The following is a 19,521-nucleotide window of genomic DNA, read 5'->3' as shown; positions in this document are numbered from 1 at the left end:
GGCCGCGGCGGCGGGCCCGGCCCCGGCGCGCCTGCCCGCCCCCGCGCCCCGGGCGGGCGGGGCCCCGGCCGGTTCCGCTCCAGTGTGTGAGGAAGGGTGACGAGTGCGTTTGCCCAGGGTGAAACGTGTCCACCAGCCGTTCGTGCTGCCCGGCAACCGCATCGTCATCGGGCTGTCCCAGTTCGGAGTGGCCTCCGAGATAGCCGACGACGAGGACGGCAGCATCGCCACGATCCTGGCCCTGATGGACGGCACCCGGACCGTTGAGGAGATCTGCGCCGACTTCGGCAAGACCCACCCCGATGTGGACGACGACAGCGTGCGCGGCGTCATCGAAGACCTGGTCGAGAGCGGCTTCGTCGAGGACGCCGGCGCCCCCGTGCCGGCGAACCTCACGGAGCGGGAGGTCGCCCGGTACGAGTCCGCACGCCACTTCTTCAGCTGGATCGACACCTCGCCGCGCACGTCACCCCACGACGTCCAGTCCGCGATCAGGAACGCCCGGGTGAGCCTGCTCGGCGTGGGCGGCACCGGATCGGCCGTCGCCGCGGGGCTGGTGTCGAGCGGCATCGGCGCGTTGCGCATCGCCGACTTCGACGACGTCGAAGAGTCGAACCTGACCCGCCAGCTCCTGTACGCCGAGGCCGACGTGGGCAGGTCCAAGGTCGGCCAGGCGGCCGCACGGCTGCGGGCGATGAACGGCTCGGTCCTGGTGACCGGGAGCGAGACCAAGGTGGCCGGCCCCGGCGACGTCGCCGAGCTGATGACTGGCTGCGACGTGTTCGTCCTGTGCGCCGACGAACCGCACCCCGAGATCGTCGAGTGGACCAACGAAGCGGCCCTGCGGACCGGCACCCCGTGGTTCATGAGCCTGTACACCGGGCCGATGGTCGTCGTGGGCTCGTTCGTGCCCGGGGAGACCGCCTGCTGGGCCTGCCTGGACCGGCAGGAGGAGGCGCGCAAGGAGAAGGAGCTCGGGCGGCTGCTGGCCGAGTCGCGGCCGAACGCGGTGGTCGCCGCCAGCGCGAACATCAGCGGCCATCTGTGCGCGCTGGAGGTGCTGTACCAGCTCGGCGGCCTGCCGGCGCAGACCCGCGGCAGGGTCTTCCATTGGAACCTGGCCGTCTGGGACCACCAGTACTCCATCGACGTCCCGCGTGACGACGCATGCCCGGTCTGCGGGCCGGGGGCGCGGTGAGCGCCCAGGCGGCCGAGGCCGGCGCGGGCAGCGTCGTACGGTTCCACCACCTCGTCGTCCGCCCCGACGACGACGATCCGGACGCGGTCATCGTCGGCCGCCCGGACCTCGGCGAGTTCGTCGAGCTGCCCGCGGTGTGCGGCGAGGTCATCCGGCTGCTCCGCGAGGGACGGCCGATCGCGGACGTCGAGGCCGCGATCGCCGCCGGGCACGACGTCGAGCTGGACGTGGCCGACTTCGTCGACTCGCTCGCCGACCTCGCGTTCGTGGCCGAGATCGACGGGCGCCCGCTCCCCGGCCCGCAGGCCGCGCCGGTGGCCGGCCACTTCGAGGGCGTCACCGAGCGGCACGTCCGATGGGTCTTCTCCAGACCGATGAAGCTCTTCTGGGTCGCCGTCGTCGCGGCCGCGGCCCTGACCGTTCTCGCCCGGCCCAGCCTGTTCCCCCACCACCGGGACTTCTTCTGGAGCGGCTACACCGGGCTGTCCGTGCTGGTCAACACGGCGTTCTTCTCTCTCGTCGCGAGCGTGCACGAGCTGATGCACCTGATCGCGGCGCGTTCGCTCGGCGCGCCGGCGAGGATCGGGTTCGGCACCAGGCTGCACTATCTCGTCGTGCAGACCGACGTCACCGCCATCTGGGGAGTTCCCCGGCGGCACCGGTACCGCGTGTATCTGGCCGGAATGGCGTCCGACGTCTTCCTCATCGCGACGATGGTGCTGGCCGTCGCCTACCTGCCGCTGCCCGGCCTGACCGAGGCGCTGCTGCGGGCCTTCATCCTCACCACGCTGCTGTGCCTGCCCCTCCAGGCCCAGATCTACATGCGGACCGACCTCTACTTCGTGCTGCGCGACCTGCTCCGGTGCAAGGACCTGTTCGGCGACGGTCTGCGCTACGTCCGGTACCTGCTCGCCAGGGCGGTGGCCCCGCTCAGGAAGCCGGGCTCGCCGGTGACCGACCCCACCGGCGACCTCGCCGTCCACGAGCGCCGGGCCGTACGGATCTACGCCGTCGCCCTGGCGCTGGGCAGCTCCGTCACGTTGACGGTCTTCGCCTTCTACGGCGCCCCGATCATCGTCAGCGGGCTGACCAACGCGCTGGCCGCCCTGTGGGCCGGGTTCCACGGCGGCCCCGTCCTCGCCGCGGTCGACGCCGCGCTGCTCATCCTGGTCGAGGGCGGCATACAGGTGCTGTTCGTCGTGACCTTCGTCCGGACGCGCCGCCACTGGTTCCGCCGGTCGAGGCGGTAAAGCAGCACAGGCAAGGATTCGCACGGCACGCTCAAGGCCGAGCTGACCTTGACGGTAGGCGCACGGCCGTTTTGGTGAGGCGATCAGCTCGGGCGTACCTGTCTCAGCGGTACTTGTCCCGGCACCAGACCAGGGGCGCGTCCTCGGCCGGTCCGGGCATGTCCACCATCGCGGACGACGGCTGCCGTGGTCAGAAGATGGCGATCGGGTTGACGACGAGTCCGGTGGTGCCGGTGATGCGTGGGGGCGCCAACACCAGCATGAAACTCGAGCGGCCCAGCGTTACGCAGGCCTCGGCGAGCTCGTCGAGGTCGGCCGCGTCGACCAGTGGGAGGCCGAGCCGTGCGAGGGCGACCTGATGCATGGGCAAGGGATACTGAGCCGGTCGCGCGTCGCTGATATCGCCGAGGTAGACGCTCACGCCGTGCTCGTTCAGCCACCGCACGGCACTGAGGTCGAGGCCTGGTACCGGTTGGCTGAGCGGACGGTTGGTGTCCCAGCCGCCGCGCACGGCCACGGCGTCTCCGGAGGACAACATCGTGCCCGCGCGATCGAGAGCGGAGTCGAGGTCGGTCGCCCCGATATGCCGATCGGCAGGCAGGCTGCCGCCACCGGGAGCCAGGTCCAGGAGCACGCCGCGGGTCACGACTCCTGCGCCGAAGGGATCGGCCGAGCCATGCGTCACACCGGTCGGCGTGACGGCGGCGTGCACCGGTACGCCCGGGTAGACGTGCTCACCGATCGGCATGTGTGCGACGGCGTCGAGATGGGTCAAGGCGGCGTTGTGCGTGTTGACGAGCAGTGTGTCCGTCATCGCCAAAGCCTTCACCCCGTTGAAGTTCACGATCTGCAGCACACCGGCCGGCATCACGGCCGGGTCGCCGACGGGCCCGAGTCCGGTCGTGAGCGGCACCGGCTTGACGCGGCGCGCCAGGCTGACGTGATGTGCGTCGCGTACCTCGGCGGCAGCTCGCTCTCTTGCCGCCGCATCGATCAGATGCAGGGTCCCCAGCTGATCGTCGCCGCCCCAGCGGCCCCAGTTGGTCGGAAGGTCCGTCTCGGTCATGTCCTGCTCCGTCCCGGCGTGACGGTCCCGCAGGTCCGTCCCGCTACCGGCTCGATGTGATGGTGGGCAGATGAGGCGATGGGCACAGCGCCGCCGCCGGCGTACCAGCCGAGGCAGGCACCCGTCGAGGGCTGCCCTGGCGGTCGCGCTCCTCCGGCATGGGGCGCCCGTGGACGCGGTGGCCGTGAGGGGCGAGGTGGCCCGGTCCTGAGCCCCGGCCTCCTGTGAGGTCATCTCGTGAATGCGTCGTCCCGCCGCCGGCGGTTGTCGCATGCGGCGGCGATGGTGTCGATGCCGACCGGATGAGCCCGCGTCGAAGCGGGTTGATCACGCACGCGCCGACTCCCGCGTGTGCGGGCCGGTCAACCGGTGCAGGGCAGCGCGGAGGCTGGCCTCCCCGGTGCCGCGCGCGCTGAGATAGCCGTCGGGACGTACGAGGATCCAGTCCCCATCGGCCGCGGTCAGCGTGTCCTGGATCCGGCCGTCGGGATCCCACACAGCGTGCTCGTCCTCATCCGGCCGACGCCGGCTGATCGTCACCTTGTCCAGCCAGGCCGGTAGTGGCTCGGTCCCCGGGGTGACCTGACCCTGACCGGTGGCGGGCTTGCTCTGAGCGAAGACGAGCAGGTGCCAGGCTGTGGTTCTGAGCAACGCGCGCAGCGCCGTCCAGCCGGGTGATTGAGCATCGGCGGCGGAGATCTGGGTGAGTCGCCGGCCAGGTCGTGGGCCTTGACCTGGCTCGTCGTCGGGCACCGTCAGCGGGCTGTCGGGGTAGGCGATGCTCAGGCCCGACATGTTCCGGATGAGCCGGCGCATGAAGCCCTGGTCGGAGTCCTGGCTGTCGGTGGTGCCGGTGTCGACCATGGCGTTGTCCATGACGTTCGCGGTGGAGGCGAGCAGGGCCCTGCCGATGGGAACGCGCTCGGCGTCGTAGGTGTCGAGCAGCGTGGCATCGGCGTGGCCATGGACGACCATGGCCAGCTTCCACGCCAGGTTGTACGCGTCCTGGATGCCGGTGTTGAGGCCCTGCCCGGACGCGGGGGAGTGGACATGGGCGGCGTCGCCCGAGACGAAACACCGCCCGGCGTGCATCGCGGGTACCGCGCGCTGTTGGATGGTGAACTTCGACACCCAGCTGGGGCCGTCCACGACGGTGTCCCGTCCCAGAGCCTGCGACAACTTGGTGCTGAACTGCCGGGCGATCTGTTCGGGACGCTCAGGCTCGCCCTCGCCGGTCGTGTCCAGGAGCCGCCACTTGCCCGGATCCGGAAACGGGAACAACATCAGCGCGCCGCCGGCCGGGAACAGCCAGTGCACGCCGTCTCGCGCCAGATCGGTGTGCACGATCGCATCGGCGATCAGCCAGGTGTGGGCGGCCTCGCCCGCCAGGGGGAGCTGGAGGATCTTGCGGACGGTCGAGTGCCCGCCGTCGCAGCCCCAGAGGTATTTCGCACGTACGGTCTCGTGCCGCGCGTCACCGTTGCGCAACAGGGACGTGACAGCGTCATCGTCGTGCTGGAACGACTCCAGCACGGTGTTCCACTCCACCTCGATCCCGGCCGAAGCGGCATATCCGCGAAGCACCCGTTCGGTAATCACCTGGTCGATGTTGAACATGTACGGATACGGGGTCGCCAGGTCGCCGAAATCGAAGTCGACCCGGGCGGTGCGGTCGGCCTGGTGGCGGATGAACGCGTTGACCCTCGTTCCGTGCGGAGCGATGTCGCCGAGAATCCCGAGCTGATCGTAGATCTCCAGGCTGCGGGCGTGAGTACCCAGCGCGCGGCTGGTCGTGGCCGGGCCGGGCGCGGCATCCACCAAGCGAACCGAAACGCCCCATCGGGCCAGTTGCAAGGCCGCCGTAAGTCCGACCGGGCCTGCTCCTGCGACGAGGACGTCGACGTCATAGCTCGTCATGGCAGCTGAACCTCTCTGTGTTAGCTATGCTGACACTGGAGCGTATCCCATGAGCGAGAGGAAGCAAGCGATGAGCGCTGAGGATCACTCGGACGTGCACCTGCCACTACTCGCTCTTCTGCAACGCGGTGTCAGGTGGTTTTCCGACGAGCTGCTGGAGCGGCTGGAAGCCGCGGGCGTGGATCCCATCACGCCGGCGCACGCGGTCGTGCTCGCGCACCTGCACGGCGGCACATCGCTGAGCATCGCCGAACTCGCCCGCCGCGCCGGCGTCACCCGGCAGACGATGCATCGTGCTGTCACGCAGCTTCTCGGCGAGGGTCTCCTTACCAGTACGCCGGGGCCGGGCTTTCCACGCAGCACCCTCATCACCTTGACGGTCGCGGGTTGTCGGCGTAGTGACGTCGCTTTGGGGATTCTTCATGACCTGGAACGAGTTCTCGAGAGCCAACTAGGGCCCGCGGCACTGGCGGAATTGCGCGACAGCCTGATGCGAGCGTGGCCGCGGTGAAGAACCGGCGGGCTCTTGTGACGTCTGCTTCTCATTGGCGCTGCTGACCGGAGAGTTGGCGCTTCAACTGCGCGTGCACCCCCGGCGGTCGTAGAAGGCGGCACGGGAGACTTCCAGCTGGGCTGGGTCAGCCTGCCAGTCGGGCGAGGGCCAGGGTGTGTGCCTGGTCGAGGGATTTCGCGGCAGGGCAAGGGACGTCCGGTTGCACACCGGTGCCCTCCCAGTTCGTGCCTGAGACGGGGTTGATGGCGCGGCCGGTGGGGATGGTGGCTTCCAGGTGGGGGTGCACGGTCCAGCCCTTGCACGGGTGCGCGCCGCCGCGGGTGGCTTCGCCGACGACCACGGCGCGGCCGAGCTGCTGCAGGTCGTAGGCCAGTTCTTCGGCGGCGGAGAACGTGCTGTCGCTGGACAATACGTACAACGGTTTGCTGCCGCCGAAACGCGCGCCGGGAACGTGCGGCAGGCTCCAGGACTGCTCGCTGCGCTCGCCGCTGCGCCAGTACATGGTGTTGAGGTGGGTGCGCTGGTCCAGGAGGTAGCTGCAGACGAAGGCGACGGTGTCCGGGTCGCCGCCCCGGTTGTTGCGAAGGTCCACGATCAGCGCCCGGGCGCGGGAGGCCAGGGTGAGTGCGGCGCTCAGCGGTTCGGCGGCCCAATCCAGCGGAAACAGCATCGGGGCCAGTTCCACCACGGCGACCCCTCCGTCGAGCAACTCCACCCGGGGCGCACCGCCCAGCGAGGTGTCGAAGTCCCGGCGGATGGACTCCAGGGTTGCCGCGCCTTGCTCGGGGGACACCGGGTCGGCGTGGTACTTCAGTCTCAGGTGCTTGTCGTCATTGACGGACTGCAGGTCCGCGGTGACCAGACGGGCGAGTTCCTCGGCACTGTCAACGTCGTAGGCGCCCTCGGCGAGGCGTCGTTTGAGCAGGTCGGCGAGCTGCTCGGCTATCTCAGGGAAGACGTAGTGCCCGGTCAGCAGCCGGGCTGTCTCGTTGATGACAGGGGCGGGCTGAAGGGTCGTCAGAGTCGTCATGGCAGGGAGGAGAGCACTGCCCTGACGAAAACGTCAAAGCCGTACAGACGCCGTCTCTACTTGCCGCCTCCTGAGGATGTTCCGGGGATCGGCGTTTCTGAGCAGTTCGCGGCGCTCGCCCACAGTTGCGTCAGCGGTTGCGCTACACCGCTGCGCCACCAGCGGCACCCACTGCGGTAGCGCGTCTTCGCGCCCGGCTGGCGCGACCACGATCGCACCCGGCACCGAACCCAGCACCGAGTCCAGCGCCAGTGGTGAGGTCAGCGGCATTCGCTGCTGGCGACGGCCTGTCCGACAGGGCCATTGTCAGGACTTCTTGGCGGGGTCGAGAAGGATTTCGGTCAGTGTCCGGGCCAGCCAGTCCTGGCAGTCGCGCACGCTCCAACCGCAAGTCTCGGTGAATCGCTCGAACAGCTCGATCGACGTCAAGACATAGATTTGATCGGCGGCCCGCTCGATGCTCAGCCCAGTGCGCAGCGCGCCGACCGCCGCCAGGTGCTCGGCCGGTCCCAGGCTGCCGACCAATCGTTGCTGTTCGGCGCTTGCCAGCAGATCGTTCAATCCGGCATCGGTGGGCGTGGCCGCTGCGGCGGCGCGCAGCACGCGATGCACCGGGCCAATACGTTGGAAGATCGTGATGGCCATCTCCGCGAACCTGGCCAGTTTCTGTACCGGATCAGGCTCAGCGATGATCGCTTGCACCTGCGGCCGTGCGCTCTGCGGGATGGCTTGCCCATCGCCGGCCAAGGTGACGTCGTAGACGAGCTTCGCCAGACCTGGCTTGCCCCCTGGGCAGGACGAATACAGCGTCTGTACGACGACGCCTGCCGCCTGCGCCACGTCGGCCATCGTCGTGGCGGCATAGCCGCGCTCCAGCATGAGTGCCCGGGCGGCCTCGGCTATCCGCAGCCGGGTCACCTCGGCGTTCTCCCGCCGCAGGTGGCTGACATATCGACGCTTCGGCTTGTCACTCATCGGGACCATGGTGCCAGACAATTGACTAGATCTGATTCAAATGAAAAGGTGTCTATCTAGCCAATACGTGAGACTCAGCACCGGAAGTAGGCGAGCATGCCCCCCTTGCCACTGGTGATCATTCGGACGGCGGCCGCGTTGTTGCTCGGCTTGTTTGCCGGCGGTGTCGTCTTCACCTCCCTCGCTCCGTCGCTGCGCTCGCTGCCCGGACCCGCCTACGTGCGGTACTGGCAGGCGCTCAATATTGATTACGGCCGTGTCACGCCGGTGCTCCTGCTCACCTGCGTCGCACTACTCCTGACAACGTGCGTTATGTCCTACCAGCGTGGTTGGCTCGTCTTCGGGCTCAGCGCCGCCAGCCTGCTGCTGCTGGCGGCCACGGTCGTGCTCACCGTCACCCAACTGGAGCCGCTCAACCAGCTCGCGACCTCCTGGAACGCTGATCAGCTGCCGGCCGACTGGGCGGACATCCGCCAACGCTGGTGGACGCTGCACATGGTACGGACCGCCATGGCGGTGCTGGCCTTCGCCGCACTTCTGATCGCCCAGGCCGTCGACCGGCAGGGCAGCGAGACGCTCCACAGCGCAGATCCGGCCCGACAGCCCGCGCGAGTCTCCCAATGAGCCTGAGGAGCCACGGCGAGGGTGGCGTCAGCCGGCGGGGCGCGTGTCAACACGCGTCCGCGCCGCGCCGGCTTCGCTGTCGAGGGCCGGGGCGCAGCGGACACTGGCGCCGATCCGCAGGGCCTCGGCTCGGATGACCTCGCTCCACTGCGGCCACAGCCGCGACAACCGGGAAGTGATCACGACACGGTCGAAGGTGTTGTCGGGCCAGGGTGTCCGCAAGCCAACTCCGTGGTGCGTGATGAAGCGGCAGTCGACGGATGCCCCGGTGAGGAGCCTGTGGTCGAAATCCACCAACGCGCCGCGCAGCCCACGACCGGGCACGCTCGCGCCGCTGCCGAAGACCGCCACGCGGGCCCCGGCCGGCAGGTCCGCGGTGCCGTGGTCCACTTCTGGCTGCACGTCCAGGTCGATGACCCGGTCCTCCCAGTCGACAAGGTCACGGTAGGCGTCTTCGGCGGGGAACATGAGGTAGTCGCGCGTCAGCAGCGCCCAGAAGAGCTCGACGGCAGGGTCGGCGTGCGCCATGAGAATGCGCAGCGCGTTGCTCTTGTTGCTCACGATACTGGCCTCGCGGTCACGCTCGTGCGGTATTTCCATCGCCCAGGGGCGGGTGTCGCAGGCGAACGGCACACCGTGCCGGTGCAGGCGGTACCCGAGCTCCAGGTCCTCCCCTCCCCAGCTGTCAAAGCGCTCGTCAAAACCGGCCACCGCCGTGTAGTCGGCGGCATGCACCGAGACGTTCAGCGTCCAGAAGAACAGCCACGGCATCCTCAGCCCGGTCAAGCTGAAGTCGACCTTGTCCAGCTCTTCATGACGCGAGTCGCGGAACAGCGGATCGGCGAGATAGCGCTGGTACACCTGCTGCGGGCTGAGCAAGGTGAACGCCTCGGCGAGCCCCGGGGTAGGGTCATAGGGCCGGTACCCGTAGGTGTAGCCGATCACGGCCGCCCCGCAGGCCGGCGATCGGGGGCCCGGACGGTGCTCGGCCTGGCTGCGCAGGTGGCCGGCGAGCAGATCAGGTCCCGCTAGCGTGCCGCTGTCCAGGAACACCAGGATCGGCGCTTTGGCGATGGCCGCGCCCATGTTCCGCGCCTTGGCCACCCGGTACCCTTGGTCCTCCTGATAGCGGTAGCGGATCGCCAGGCGGTCGCTGAACTCCTCGGCGACCTGCTCGCTGCCGTCGGTGGACCCGTCATCGGCCACGATGACCTCGAACGGCGGCGGGTTGCGCTGAGCGGCAAGCGACGCGAGCGTCTTGCGCAGCAATGGCGCCCGGTTGTAGGTGGGGATCACCACGGACAATTGTGGCTGGTTAGGCATGCGATCACCTCAGGCGCTTTCTGCAGGAGACGTCTGCCGTTGGCTGCTCTGGGACGTGGTAACGATCCCCGACGGGACCTGAAGCCACGTTGCCGAATGCCGCCCTTACGCCACTATCGGCACGGTGTCCATGCGCTGCTGTCGCGTGGACGCGAGAGGGGTCCGATAAGAGCGCCGTGAGAGCGAAGAAGGACCGGTGCCTTCCATGGTCGGATGTGTGAGCCAGATGACCGAAAGAGCCGGCTCTCGATTCATGATCACAAGGAGGGTCGAATCTCGTCGTAAGCGTCTCTGCCCGGGTCATTGACGGCAGCTACGAAGGCCGGCCGCCGGACTTCGTGCAGCGAAGGACTGGGCGAGCAGACGAAAGTGGGCGGGTCTTGAGCTTGCAAGAACTTTCACTACCGTGCTGGCGACTCCCGCTAACCGCACCATATTCAGGAGGATGAGGTAATGAAAGCTGAGTCAGGAGTGCCTTCGCAGTTCCCGCCCCTGCCCGCAGGTCATATCACAGCCGGTGTCGCCGTTCTGCCCTCAACAGGACTGCGCCTTGACAGTAGGATGCCATTTGATAATTGGCTTGGAATTGGCCAGGGGTTGGCCGAGGCCGTGACCGGCTCGGCATGGTGCCTGGGCGACTGGCTGATTTACGGTGAAACTCGCTTCACCGGGCGTTACCGCAGTGCTATCGAGCAGACCTCGCTTGATTACAAGACGCTTCGCAATTATGCGTGGGTCGCCAGGAAGTTCGCGCACGCGAGGCGGAGGGCGGGATTGAGCTTCGAGCATCACGCCGCAGTCGCCAGCCTCCCCGAGCCGGAGCAGGACTATTGGCTTCGGAAGGCAGAGTTGTTTGGCTGGTCGAGGAACGACCTGCGGCGCGAGGTGCGCGCCAGCCTCGCCGCGCGCGGCGACGACCTGGCTGACCGAGGTATCGCTGCTGCGGTAACCGCTGACGATCACGCCAGGCATGAAGGTGCCAGTATCGGCGACAGCGCCATGGCCTTGAAACTGCACCTGGATGTCACCGACGATCAGCTTGCCATGATCACGGAGGCGGCCAGCAAGTCCCAGCTCTCCGTTGGAACGTGGGCGCAGCTGATGCTTGAGCAGGCCGCTCGCGCGACCCTGGCATCCGCTTCGCGGGACCTGAACCCGGCGACGCGAGCCATCGAAGTTAGCTGACACTTAGCGGCGGACAGGGACACGGTGCCTGCCGATGGCGTCCCATCGGCCTGGTGAGTAACAAGTGAGGTCGCTCTGCTGCCCCTCACCAATCAAGCTGGGCGAACCGCTGAACGGCGTCGCGGTACGCCGCAGTCGCATCGGCGCGCGTATGCGGGGAGCCCTCGGAGTAGAGCAGAATGCGGATTTGCTCGCCTATCTCTTGGCTTCGATTGAAGCTGGCCTCGAACGGGAAATCCGTGTGGGACCAGTCTTCGACCGCCTCCAGCGTGTCCAGGTCGAGCCGTTGCGCGGCGCCGGCGATGCTATGGAAGCTGTTGAAACCAAACAGAGAAGTCGGTATTACTGCCCTCCCGACGGTGCGGGCCAATTGGGCCAGCGGAGTCCGGCCGCGCATGGTGACCTTCATCAGCTCCCGATGCGCCCGGGCAACGGCCTCCACACCAGGTGCTGCGACGTCGATTCGCAGCGGGGCGACGTTGAGGAACATCCCCCGCGCATCCACGCCGTTCGGTACCGCGAGCCGGGTATTGACGGGGACGCCAGTGAGGATGCTCCGCCCGCCGACCAGTCGCGCCTGCGCCTCAAGGTGGATCGCGAGAAGCACGGACTTCAACCCGGAGGAGGAACTCGCCGCAAGCCGGCTCAGCATGCGATTCTCCTGGCCTGCGATCTCCACCGAGTCCTGCCAGGTGTGGCAGTCGCGAGTGGTCTCGGCACTCGACTGCGTTTCCAATCCATTCAGGTACCGGCTCCACCACTGTGCGTCGGCGAGCGTGAGCGACTGGAAGAGCTGCTGCGCGCTGTGCTCGCGGAGTCTGAAGCGGGGCGAGGCGTTCGAGGCAGATGACGCCGACTGCCCGGGTGGCCGCCCGGTAAGTTCCGCGACGTAGCGGTCCAGGAATTCCACCAGGTTCAGGTGGGTGCTCCACCCGTCAGCAATCGCATGCGGCTCAGTAAGGGTCAAGGCGATCGCCGTATCACTCAGGAGGTGGACCGTGATCGTGACGAGGGGCGGATCCTTCAGGTCGATGGTCCGCGTGTTCTCGGCGTCAGCGAACTCGGCCAACCGTTGTTGCTGTTCACGGTCGTGGAGCCCCCGTAAGTCGCAAACTTTCACCAATGGCCGGTCGACATGGTTCAGTACGATCTGCATCGGGCACGAGTAGCGGTCCAAGTCCAGCAGCGAGCGGAACATTTCGTGCTCCCGCACCAAGCCGAGCCCGGCCGCCTCGAAGGCTGCGGGCTCCACGCGAGGTACGGTCAGACGCGAGGTTGCGACGTTGTGATAGGCCGGGACCCCGATGGCGCCGCGGTCCCGGAGGGCAGCGGCCATGAGCATCCGGGTGGCCATCGCGGCCTGTTGCTCGCTCATCGGGAAGGCATCCACGGCACCGGCCGGCAGCCGTCGGCGATCAACCGGCGAGACCAGGCCCAGCGCGGGTATCTGCGCCCAGCGGTCGTCCGGAACCTCGAAAGCCTCCACCTCGCCGGCTCCGGCTGTCGCGTAGAGCGTCGCGCGGACAGACTCGGAGATGGTGTCGCGGCCCCGGCCTGTCACGATCGCTCCCCCGTTGGACGTGCTCGGGCCGCGAGGGACTCGATCTCGTCATCTTCCAGTACGTCGCGGATGGTGAGTTCGACACCCCGTGTGCGCGCGATGGCGACGAAGCGCACACACAGGATTGAGTCGCCGCCAACGGCGAAGAAGCGCGCCGAGCGGTCAGGCGGTGCATCAAGGCCGAGAAGCTCAACCCAGATGCTCCCAATGAGCTCTTGAGTTTCATCGATGGTTCTCACGGCTGCCTCCTGGGGTCCGAGAGCTTGCCTTGGCTACGGGAATGCACGGATCCGCAGGCCCCTTCTATCGCGACACCAGATGGTCTCCCATGACCATCGCGTCGATGTCTATCCGGGAGAACGTCGCCACCGCGTCCTCGGGTGAGCAGACGATCGGCTCCCCGCGCGAGTTGAACGAGGTGTTGAGCAGGACCGGAACGCCGGTGATCGCCCGGAAGGCATCGATCAACCGCCAGTAGAGCTCGTTGTCCTCGCGTCGCACGACCTGGATCCGGGCAGTGCCGTCGACGTGCGTCACCGCCCCAAGTCTCGGACGCCAAGCCTCACGAACATCGACGGTTTCGATCATCCACAGATACTCGGCAGGATCGTCGATCTCGAAGCACTGCTCTGCGTACTCGAGCAGGACCGCCGGCGCGAGCGGCCGGAATTCCTCCCGTTGCTTGACCATTGAGTTGATCCGGTCCCTCATCTCGACGGCTCGTGGATCGGCGAGAATGCTGCGGTTCCCCAGCGCTCGCGGGCCGTATTCCATCCGGCCCTGGAAGAGCGCGACGACCTTTCCGTCACTCAGAAGCCCGGCAGCCTCAGCGACGAGGTCGTCGGGTTCGCATCGCCGCCATCGCAGGTCGGTGCGCTCCAGCGTGGCCCGGATGCGCTCGGAGGTGAATGCCGGACCAAGGTAGGGCGGCCCGATGCGCGGGCGAACCCGCTCCCCGGGCACCTCGGCGCCCTCCTCCTCCATCACCAGCAGCGCCGCACCCAGTGCCGTTCCGTCGTCGCCGGCCGCCGGCTGGGCGAACTGCCGCCGGTACATCCCGCTCTTGCGGATGGCCTGGTTGACGACGCAGTTCAGGGCCACGCCGCCGGCCAGGCACAGATTCTCGCTGGACTGCTCATCCCGGTGGGCCGCCAGGAAGCCAGTGATGGTCTCCTCGGTCACGGCCTGCAACGCCGCGGCGATGTCGAGGTGATGCTGCTCAAGGTTCGCACCCGGTTCCCGGGGCGGGCCGAGAACCGAGGCGAGATGTTCCAGTGACTTCTGGTAAGTAGCGCGTTCCTGTGCTGTTTCGTTCAAGTATGTTAAGGGCGTGGTGTAACGGCCGTCGTTTTGGCGGACGACAAGAGTGTCGAACGCCGGACGAAGTCGCCGCCGGTCCCCGTAGGGCGCCAGTCCCATGACCTTGTACTCGTCGAAGTTCATCCAAAATCCCAGATGCATGGTAACCAGCCCGTAGACGAGTCCCATGGAGTGCAGTCCGCGCACCTGGCCGCGCAACCGCAGTCCCTGCGATCCGCCTGCGTAAAGCGATGTGCTCTCGAACTCTCCCATCCCGTCGGCGACCAGGACATCGGCAGAGCCGAAGCCGGAACAGTGCAACGCGCTGGCGGCGTGGGCCTGGTGGTGCAATATCGGGATGACCTTCAGATCATCGCTCCAGAGTTCTCTTGGAAATGCCGCGAATAGATCGCGGTGTACGACCTCCGGCGCGTACACGTGCTTGTATTCCTCGATCGCCCCTTCGGATTCGAAGTACGTCTGGTACCGGCCGAAGTCAAAGTTGTGCGCGACCGCGCTCACGTCACGCGGAGTGATGCCGGCCGCTCCGAGCACATACTCGATCGCGGCCCGTGGGAATTCTCCGGTGCCCTTGCGTCGCACGAAACGCTCCTCGGCCGCGGCGGCCACGATGCCATCCTCGGTGACGAGAGCCGCTGCCGAGTCCGCCCCCTGGGCGAGCCGATATACGCGCTCGTCCAGTCCCGGAAACGACCGCCGCATGTATGGCTGGCTCTGGCCCAGCCCACTGATTCCCAGGACATACCGCACGATTGTTGCTCCTCTCCTGTCGACACTGCCGGTTCGCATCGGTTCGGCGGCTCCAGCCGGGCCGGCCGGGCCGGGTCAGGTCATCGCCACCGCGATCTGTCGCTCTCCCTCGTACGGTTCGCGTCCGTGGGCCGTCAGCATGTTGTCGATCATCAGCAGGTCGCCTTGCTGGTAGTCGAACCGCGTTGCTGCCTCACGATATTTCTCGCGGATGTGCGCGCATACCTCCGCGGGAATTTCCGCCCCGTCACCGTAGACGGTGTTGTTGGGCAGGCCGGACCTTCCGAAAAGCTCCTCAAGGACTCCGATGACCCGCTCGGGAAGGGTTGACCAGTGAAAGAAGGCTATGTGGTTGAACCACAGTTCGTCGCCGTTTCCCGGATGGCGATGCAGAGCCACTCGATCGGCTACCGTGCGGAGAGTCCCGTCGTTGTTCCAGTGTGTCTGTATGCCGTTATTTCCGCAGTAGAGATCCACGGCTTCGCGGCTCGTGGTGCCAAATACCTCGCTCCACGGCAGGCCAATCTGTGGATGGTAGTTTCGGACGTGCCGCCAGCCGCGCCTGCGGAACTCCTCGACGATGCCGACGTCAAGCGAGGCGGTGACCTGACGCATGTCGGCCAGTGGCGTTGCCCCACCTGAAGCGGGCGGCCGCCGGCAGAAGAAGAAGAGCCTGGCCGGCCAGGTCGCCTGGTAGGAGTTTTCATTGTGGAAGAATATTTCCTCCTCCCGGGTGTACTCGGTCGACGTGTAGATTCCGGACTCGAGTTGCTTCCGCGGCGTGGAGCGCTCCGTATACGGCAACGGGTCGCCGCCCAGTGCCTGAACCGCCTTTGCGAAGTCGGCTGTGCTCTCGAGGGGAAAACCTCGGAACAGGACGCGGCCCGCTGACATCAGCAGCTCGTTGACATGCCGGGACTGCTCGTCATTCAGCCCGGCGGTCAGGTCACCGTTCAGGTCGGATGGTGTGACCGGGGTGACCGGCGTCTTTCCTGTTACTCCCATGACGCGCTCGACTTTCCACGTTCTGTGATGTTGATCTGTGTATTGATCCGAATGGAACTCGGCAGCGCGTAGGACGGAAATGTCTGGCGCAGGTGCGCGAGAAGATCGCCTTGGGTCGTCCCGCCGTCCCGGGTCACCACGGCCGAGCGGAGGCCGTGCACCTCGTCCGCCTGGACGGTGGCGCTCACCACTCCTGGAAAGGCATTGAGGCAGGACTCGAGAGCGGCCAGGTTGATCCGAAAGCCGGCGACCTTCGCCTCCCGGCCCAGCCGGCCAACATAGGTGTAGGTTCCGTCCTGGTCGCGCCGCACGCGATCTCCGCTGCGGTAGCTGCGCTTACCGGCGGAACTGGGGAAAGGTCGCAACTGCCCGCGGCCATCCGCGGCGTCGTCCGAGTTCGAGGCGGTGAGGTAACCGGTCGCCACCTGCACCCCGGCAATTACCAGCTCGCCCTCCTCGAACTCGGCTCCGGCCTGGGGCGGCTGTCCCTCGATACTCAACTCCACGCCCGGCGGGGCGGTCCCGATCGGAATCTCGTGAGCGGTGAAGCCGGCCGGCACGACGTAGCGGCAGCAGCCCACGGTCGCCTCGGAAGGGCCGTACTCGTTGACCACCAGCGTGTCGGGGAGGCTGTGTCGCCAGCGGGCGACACTTTGCCCGTACAGGGCCTCACCTCCGACAACCAGGATTGGTATCGAGCACCGGGCTCCACGCGCCTCCAGCAGCTCACACAGCATGTTGACCTGGCTTGGCGTCATCTTGACGAAACTGGAGCCCTGGAGGATGCCGGGGTCGGTGGCGACCTGAAGCGGCCAACGCAAGGGATCGAGAACCTGTACTCGTCTGCCGTTCAGGAGTGGTCCGAGGAGGCTGGTGATCGTCAGGTCGAAGCCCAGCGAGGTGAACAGCGGTGCCCCCCATCCTCGGGTGCAGTTGTACTCGCGCATCGACCAGCCGAGGTAGGCCCGCACGGCAGGCTCGGGTACGACGACTCCCTTCGGATCGCCGCTGGTGCCCGAGGTGAAGATCACGTACACGGTGTCCTGCGGGACGGTCGGTATGAGGCGGTTGGCGCCTGGATCGTTGGCCACGTCCCCGGGGCTGAGCCAGACGACGCCGTCGGTCGTCCCGCCGGCGGCTCCGAGGATGAAGGCGGCACCGCACAGACGGGCGATCCTGGCGGCAGTGCGTGGCGGTATGCGGAGATCGATGGGAGCGAAGGCGGCTCCGGTCATCAGGATGGCCACGATCTGGATGAGGGCGGTCGTGCTCGGGGCCGCCTGGATAGGCACGATTGTCCCGGGTCCGGCCCCGCGTCGGCGCAAATGCGTGGCGACCTCGCGTGCGTGCGAGAGTAGCTGTGCATGGGTGGTGACCGTGCCCTGCTCGATGACCGCGGTGGCGGTGGAACTGGTCAGTTCGCCGACGAGGCTGTGCGCGCGTGTGGTCACGGCCTTGCCAATCCTGCGCAGTCAACGAGGTCGCCGACGGCGACCAGCAAACGACGCACGCCCGAATAGGGGTTACGAGCGTGGCTGCGGCGCAGGTTGTCAACGACTATCGTGCGGTCCGGCTTCCAGGGCACGACTTCCTCCAGGTCGGAGCAGATTTCTACAAGTTCGTCGATGACGGCGTCGGGGATCGGCCTGCCGTCCCCGCGTCGGCACCCTTTGGGAAACTCGTGAGGCTCGTAAAGCAGACGGAGCGAATCGTAAATGTCCTCGTCCAGTGCCCGAGGATGCCAATGCAGGACTTGTGCTGTCAGCGAGGGTCGGCCAGTGGCCGGGTCGAGGATGACAGCCGGCCGCCGCTGCTCGGTGGTGAGGATGCCGCCGCGCTCATCCCACCTCCAGATGGCGCCCTCCCGTTCGCAGGCGCGCTCGGCAGCGGCTGGATCAGTGGTGCGGTAGACCTGGCGCCAGTCGAGCCCGAGGTCCATTCCCAGCCGGCGAACGTAGGTGACGCCGGTGGCGAGGACGTCCCTGGCCGAGTTGCTAAGCCGCCCGTAGACGGCCGTCATGTCCGCGGTCGGTGTCTGCCCACCTTCCCCGATTTCCTGGCAGCCAAAGATGATTCGCCTGGGCCACATGCGCGCAAACGTGTTCTCGTTGTGCCACAGCAGCTTCCTGGTCCGGGAGAAGGGGGTCGGACTGTTGATCGTGCCCGTGGGGTCATCGTCGATGCTGTTGTGCTCCGGGTTGTCTTTGGCGAGCGGCCCGCAAGCCGCGGCGGCGAGTCGCTGGAAAGCCGCTACGTCCTGGCACAACCCATCGCCGTCGATGACGACCGCACCGTCACGGCGAAGGTGCTCCGCGACCGCCGTGGAGTTGGCGAGCCACCACACGTCCGGTGGGCCATCGAGCCTAAGGTGCCGCATCGGAGGCCGCCCTTTCACCGTATGCCGCTGCCGAGATCAGGTGCCGGCGTGCCAGCTGCGCCAAACGGGCGATACCGGTGCTGTCGGCGGTGCCGCGTCGTGCGGTCACCGTCACTTCAAGGCTGGTATCAGTGACCGTCACGCCTACTGAAAGCTGGTTACGTGCCACTGGTAAGCGGATGTCGATGGGCCGCAGGTGATGCGGACGACGCCGATACCGGAGGTCACGGAAATAGAACTTGCAGGGGTGACCGCCGTGCCCGGCAGCTTCGCTGCCCGGGCGGATCTCCTGCCGTACGGCGGCGGCCAGCCGGCGCAGCACGGCCGTGTGGACGGCGGCGGCCGCGGCCGGACCGGACGTGCCGCGGTCGACGGTGGCGATTTCCAGTTGAGCCAGGTGGAATCCCATCGTGTCTTGGGACGTGCCGGCCAGCGGGCGGAGGTCCACGTCGATGTACGCCATGACCGGCGCCGGCTCCGACCAAGCCGCTGCGGCAGCCGCCAGGTGCCCGACTGTCCAGGCGAACGGGGTGACTCCGGCCCTCCGCGCCGCGGCCGCAAGCCGCTCCCAAACACTGTCGCCATTCGAGATCGCCAGGTGCCGCTGCAGGTCGGTCACGAGCGGGACATGGTCTCGCGTGGCAACGCGGTGCACGCAGGAGCCGAAGCCGGGATGGTGATGTCCCGCGTCGCCTGCCCCGGGTCCGGAAAGCCGGCGGTCGACCTCGGTCCAGAAGATCTCCTCGGAATGCGCGTCCCAGACGATGTGGTGGGCCAGCACGAACAGCCGCGTGGCGTTTCCCCGGTGATCGGCCTGTGCGGCCAGGTGGACCAGCGGCCCGGTCGCTAGGGGGGTCGGCAGCCCTGCCAGGTGGGAGACGATGTCCGTGTGCCGCCATTCCGCCGGGAACGCAAGGACCTTTGCGGGCGGCGAAGCCGCAGGCGGCTCGAGGAACTTGTGAAGTATGCCTTGCTCGTCGACTGCGAACCGTGCCAGCGCCTCGGGATGGCAGGCCCGGACAGCGGTCATGGCGCCGGCCGCGTCGCGAAGGCTTACCTGCGACCCGGGGCATGGCTCCGCGGCCGCCAGGCACAGGTAGCGCCCCCGCAGTTCGGCCGCCTGCTCCTGATACCACAGGCCGAACTCGGCTGCGGTGGCAGGCAGAATGATCGCCACCTCAGCGTCGCCTCGCTTCGATAACGCAGCGCGTTATGGTAGCCAGCTGCGGAGCCTCAAAGACCTCAAGCAGCGGCAGCGTGACATCGCACGCGGCCTCAACCGATCGCAGCAGCCGGATGAAGGTGAAGGAGTCGGCGCCGCCTTCGAAGAGGTTGTCGTGCGGTGCCAGCTTCATCGCGGACTCCGGCGCGATATCACGCCAGCAAGCTTCAACCTCTTCCAGGACCCGCGGGTAATCCATTGGCC

The 19,521-nt window shown here is 67.3% G+C and carries 18 protein-coding genes; 5 read left to right on the top strand and 13 right to left on the bottom strand.

What is annotated here, in order from left to right:
- Positions 1 to 118 precede the first annotated feature (118 nt).
- Entirely contained in the window at positions 119 to 1,198 is a 1,080-nt protein-coding gene (locus AB0I81_RS54205; RefSeq protein WP_360676311.1) for a TOMM precursor leader peptide-binding protein, read from the top strand.
- Entirely contained in the window at positions 1,168 to 2,448 is a 1,281-nt protein-coding gene (locus AB0I81_RS54200) for a hypothetical protein (protein WP_360676308.1), read from the top strand. The genes AB0I81_RS54205 and AB0I81_RS54200 overlap by 31 nt, the downstream gene beginning before the upstream one ends.
- A 190-nt stretch (positions 2,449 to 2,638) precedes the next feature.
- On the opposite strand, the gene AB0I81_RS54195 is transcribed toward AB0I81_RS54200, so the two are convergent.
- Together AB0I81_RS54195 and AB0I81_RS54190 are read right to left on the bottom strand one after the other, a co-directional pair.
- On the bottom strand, positions 2,639 to 3,514 hold the full coding sequence (locus AB0I81_RS54195; protein ID WP_360676305.1) for a cyclase family protein: 876 nt from the start codon (positions 3,512 to 3,514) through the stop codon (positions 2,639 to 2,641).
- 327 nt (positions 3,515 to 3,841) lie between these two features.
- Positions 3,842 to 5,431, bottom strand: coding sequence for an FAD-dependent oxidoreductase (locus tag AB0I81_RS54190; protein ID WP_360676303.1), 1,590 nt, complete (start codon positions 5,429 to 5,431; stop codon positions 3,842 to 3,844).
- Between the two features lie 49 nt (positions 5,432 to 5,480).
- On the opposite strand from AB0I81_RS54190, the gene AB0I81_RS54185 reads away from it, so the two are divergent.
- Positions 5,481 to 5,942, top strand: coding sequence for a MarR family winged helix-turn-helix transcriptional regulator (locus tag AB0I81_RS54185; protein ID WP_360676300.1), 462 nt, complete (start codon positions 5,481 to 5,483; stop codon positions 5,940 to 5,942).
- A 127-nt stretch (positions 5,943 to 6,069) separates the two neighbouring features.
- On the opposite strand, the gene AB0I81_RS54180 is transcribed toward AB0I81_RS54185, so the two are convergent.
- Together AB0I81_RS54180 and AB0I81_RS54175 are read right to left on the bottom strand one after the other, a co-directional pair.
- Positions 6,070 to 6,975, bottom strand: a complete 906-nt coding sequence (locus AB0I81_RS54180; RefSeq protein ID WP_360676297.1) for a S41 family peptidase — start codon at positions 6,973 to 6,975, stop codon at positions 6,070 to 6,072.
- 306 nt (positions 6,976 to 7,281) lie between these two features.
- Positions 7,282 to 7,950, bottom strand: a complete 669-nt coding sequence (locus AB0I81_RS54175; protein ID WP_360676294.1) for a helix-turn-helix domain-containing protein — start codon at positions 7,948 to 7,950, stop codon at positions 7,282 to 7,284.
- A gap of 114 nt (positions 7,951 to 8,064) precedes the next feature.
- On the opposite strand from AB0I81_RS54175, the gene AB0I81_RS54170 reads away from it, so the two are divergent.
- On the top strand, positions 8,065 to 8,574 hold the full coding sequence (locus tag AB0I81_RS54170; RefSeq protein WP_360676316.1) for an anthrone oxygenase family protein: 510 nt from the start codon (positions 8,065 to 8,067) through the stop codon (positions 8,572 to 8,574).
- 27 nt (positions 8,575 to 8,601) lie between these two features.
- Here the strand turns inward: AB0I81_RS54170 and AB0I81_RS54165 are convergent, their stop codons facing one another.
- The gene (locus AB0I81_RS54165; RefSeq protein WP_360676291.1) at positions 8,602 to 9,897 is read right to left on the bottom strand and encodes a glycosyltransferase; all 1,296 of its coding nucleotides are present in this window, start codon (positions 9,895 to 9,897) and stop codon (positions 8,602 to 8,604) included.
- A gap of 453 nt (positions 9,898 to 10,350) precedes the next feature.
- Between AB0I81_RS54165 and AB0I81_RS54160 the strand changes: the two genes are divergently transcribed.
- Positions 10,351 to 11,082 carry an LmbU family transcriptional regulator gene (locus AB0I81_RS54160; RefSeq protein WP_360676289.1) on the top strand — a complete coding sequence of 244 codons (732 nt, stop codon included), beginning with the start codon at positions 10,351 to 10,353 and terminating at the stop codon, positions 11,080 to 11,082.
- Between the two features lie 85 nt (positions 11,083 to 11,167).
- Here AB0I81_RS54160 and AB0I81_RS54155 read toward each other — a convergent pair whose 3' ends face one another.
- From AB0I81_RS54155 to AB0I81_RS54120, 8 genes are all read right to left on the bottom strand, one after another.
- Entirely contained in the window at positions 11,168 to 12,643 is a 1,476-nt protein-coding gene (locus AB0I81_RS54155) for a condensation domain-containing protein (protein ID WP_360676287.1), read from the bottom strand.
- Entirely contained in the window at positions 12,640 to 12,882 is a 243-nt protein-coding gene (locus tag AB0I81_RS54150) for a phosphopantetheine-binding protein (RefSeq protein WP_350948741.1), read from the bottom strand. Before AB0I81_RS54150 ends, AB0I81_RS54155 begins: the two co-directional genes overlap by 4 nt.
- A 64-nt stretch (positions 12,883 to 12,946) precedes the next feature.
- The gene (locus tag AB0I81_RS54145) at positions 12,947 to 14,713 is read right to left on the bottom strand and encodes a carbamoyltransferase C-terminal domain-containing protein (RefSeq protein ID WP_360676284.1); all 1,767 of its coding nucleotides are present in this window, start codon (positions 14,711 to 14,713) and stop codon (positions 12,947 to 12,949) included.
- Between the two features lie 75 nt (positions 14,714 to 14,788).
- Entirely contained in the window at positions 14,789 to 15,718 is a 930-nt protein-coding gene (locus AB0I81_RS54140) for a TauD/TfdA family dioxygenase (protein ID WP_360676281.1), read from the bottom strand.
- A complete protein-coding gene (locus AB0I81_RS54135) occupies positions 15,709 to 17,169 on the bottom strand; it encodes an AMP-binding protein (protein ID WP_360676278.1) in 1,461 nt (486 codons plus the stop codon). Before AB0I81_RS54135 ends, AB0I81_RS54140 begins: the two co-directional genes overlap by 10 nt.
- A complete protein-coding gene (locus AB0I81_RS54130; RefSeq protein WP_360676276.1) occupies positions 17,166 to 18,062 on the bottom strand; it encodes a TauD/TfdA family dioxygenase in 897 nt (298 codons plus the stop codon). Before AB0I81_RS54130 ends, AB0I81_RS54135 begins: the two co-directional genes overlap by 4 nt.
- Positions 18,063 to 18,081: 19 nt before the next feature.
- Positions 18,082 to 19,272 carry a hypothetical protein gene (locus AB0I81_RS54125; RefSeq protein WP_360676273.1) on the bottom strand — a complete coding sequence of 397 codons (1,191 nt, stop codon included), beginning with the start codon at positions 19,270 to 19,272 and terminating at the stop codon, positions 18,082 to 18,084.
- Between the two features lies 1 nt (position 19,273).
- Positions 19,274 to 19,516 (bottom strand): acyl carrier protein, encoded by a 243-nt coding sequence (locus AB0I81_RS54120; RefSeq protein ID WP_360676270.1) that lies wholly within the window; start codon positions 19,514 to 19,516, stop codon positions 19,274 to 19,276.
- Positions 19,517 to 19,521: the final 5 nt, after the last annotated feature.

The organism is Nonomuraea sp. NPDC050404 (assembly GCF_040655495.1).
GTDB lineage: Bacteria > Actinomycetota > Actinomycetes > Streptosporangiales > Streptosporangiaceae > Nonomuraea.
Note: the sequence above shows the minus strand (reverse complement) of the source record. Positions and strands in the feature narration are given on the sequence as shown.

Bases quoted from the DNA above. Each gene is read 5' to 3' on its own strand.
- AB0I81_RS54140 (WP_360676281.1), bottom strand. From the start codon at position 15,718: ATGGGAGTAACAGGAAAGACGCCGGTCACCCCGGTCACACCATCCGAC.
- AB0I81_RS54180 (WP_360676297.1), bottom strand. From the start codon at position 6,975: ATGACGACTCTGACGACCCTTCAGCCCGCCCCTGTCATCAACGAGACA.
- AB0I81_RS54160 (WP_360676289.1), top strand. From the start codon at position 10,351: ATGAAAGCTGAGTCAGGAGTGCCTTCGCAGTTCCCGCCCCTGCCCGCA.
- AB0I81_RS54195 (WP_360676305.1), bottom strand. From the start codon at position 3,514: ATGACCGAGACGGACCTTCCGACCAACTGGGGCCGCTGGGGCGGCGAC.
- AB0I81_RS54175 (WP_360676294.1), bottom strand. From the start codon at position 7,950: ATGAGTGACAAGCCGAAGCGTCGATATGTCAGCCACCTGCGGCGGGAG.
- AB0I81_RS54185 (WP_360676300.1), top strand. From the start codon at position 5,481: ATGAGCGAGAGGAAGCAAGCGATGAGCGCTGAGGATCACTCGGACGTG.
- AB0I81_RS54200 (WP_360676308.1), top strand. From the start codon at position 1,168: ATGCCCGGTCTGCGGGCCGGGGGCGCGGTGAGCGCCCAGGCGGCCGAG.
- AB0I81_RS54120 (WP_360676270.1), bottom strand. From the start codon at position 19,516: ATGGATTACCCGCGGGTCCTGGAAGAGGTTGAAGCTTGCTGGCGTGAT.
- AB0I81_RS54165 (WP_360676291.1), bottom strand. From the start codon at position 9,897: ATGCCTAACCAGCCACAATTGTCCGTGGTGATCCCCACCTACAACCGG.
- AB0I81_RS54190 (WP_360676303.1), bottom strand. From the start codon at position 5,431: ATGACGAGCTATGACGTCGACGTCCTCGTCGCAGGAGCAGGCCCGGTC.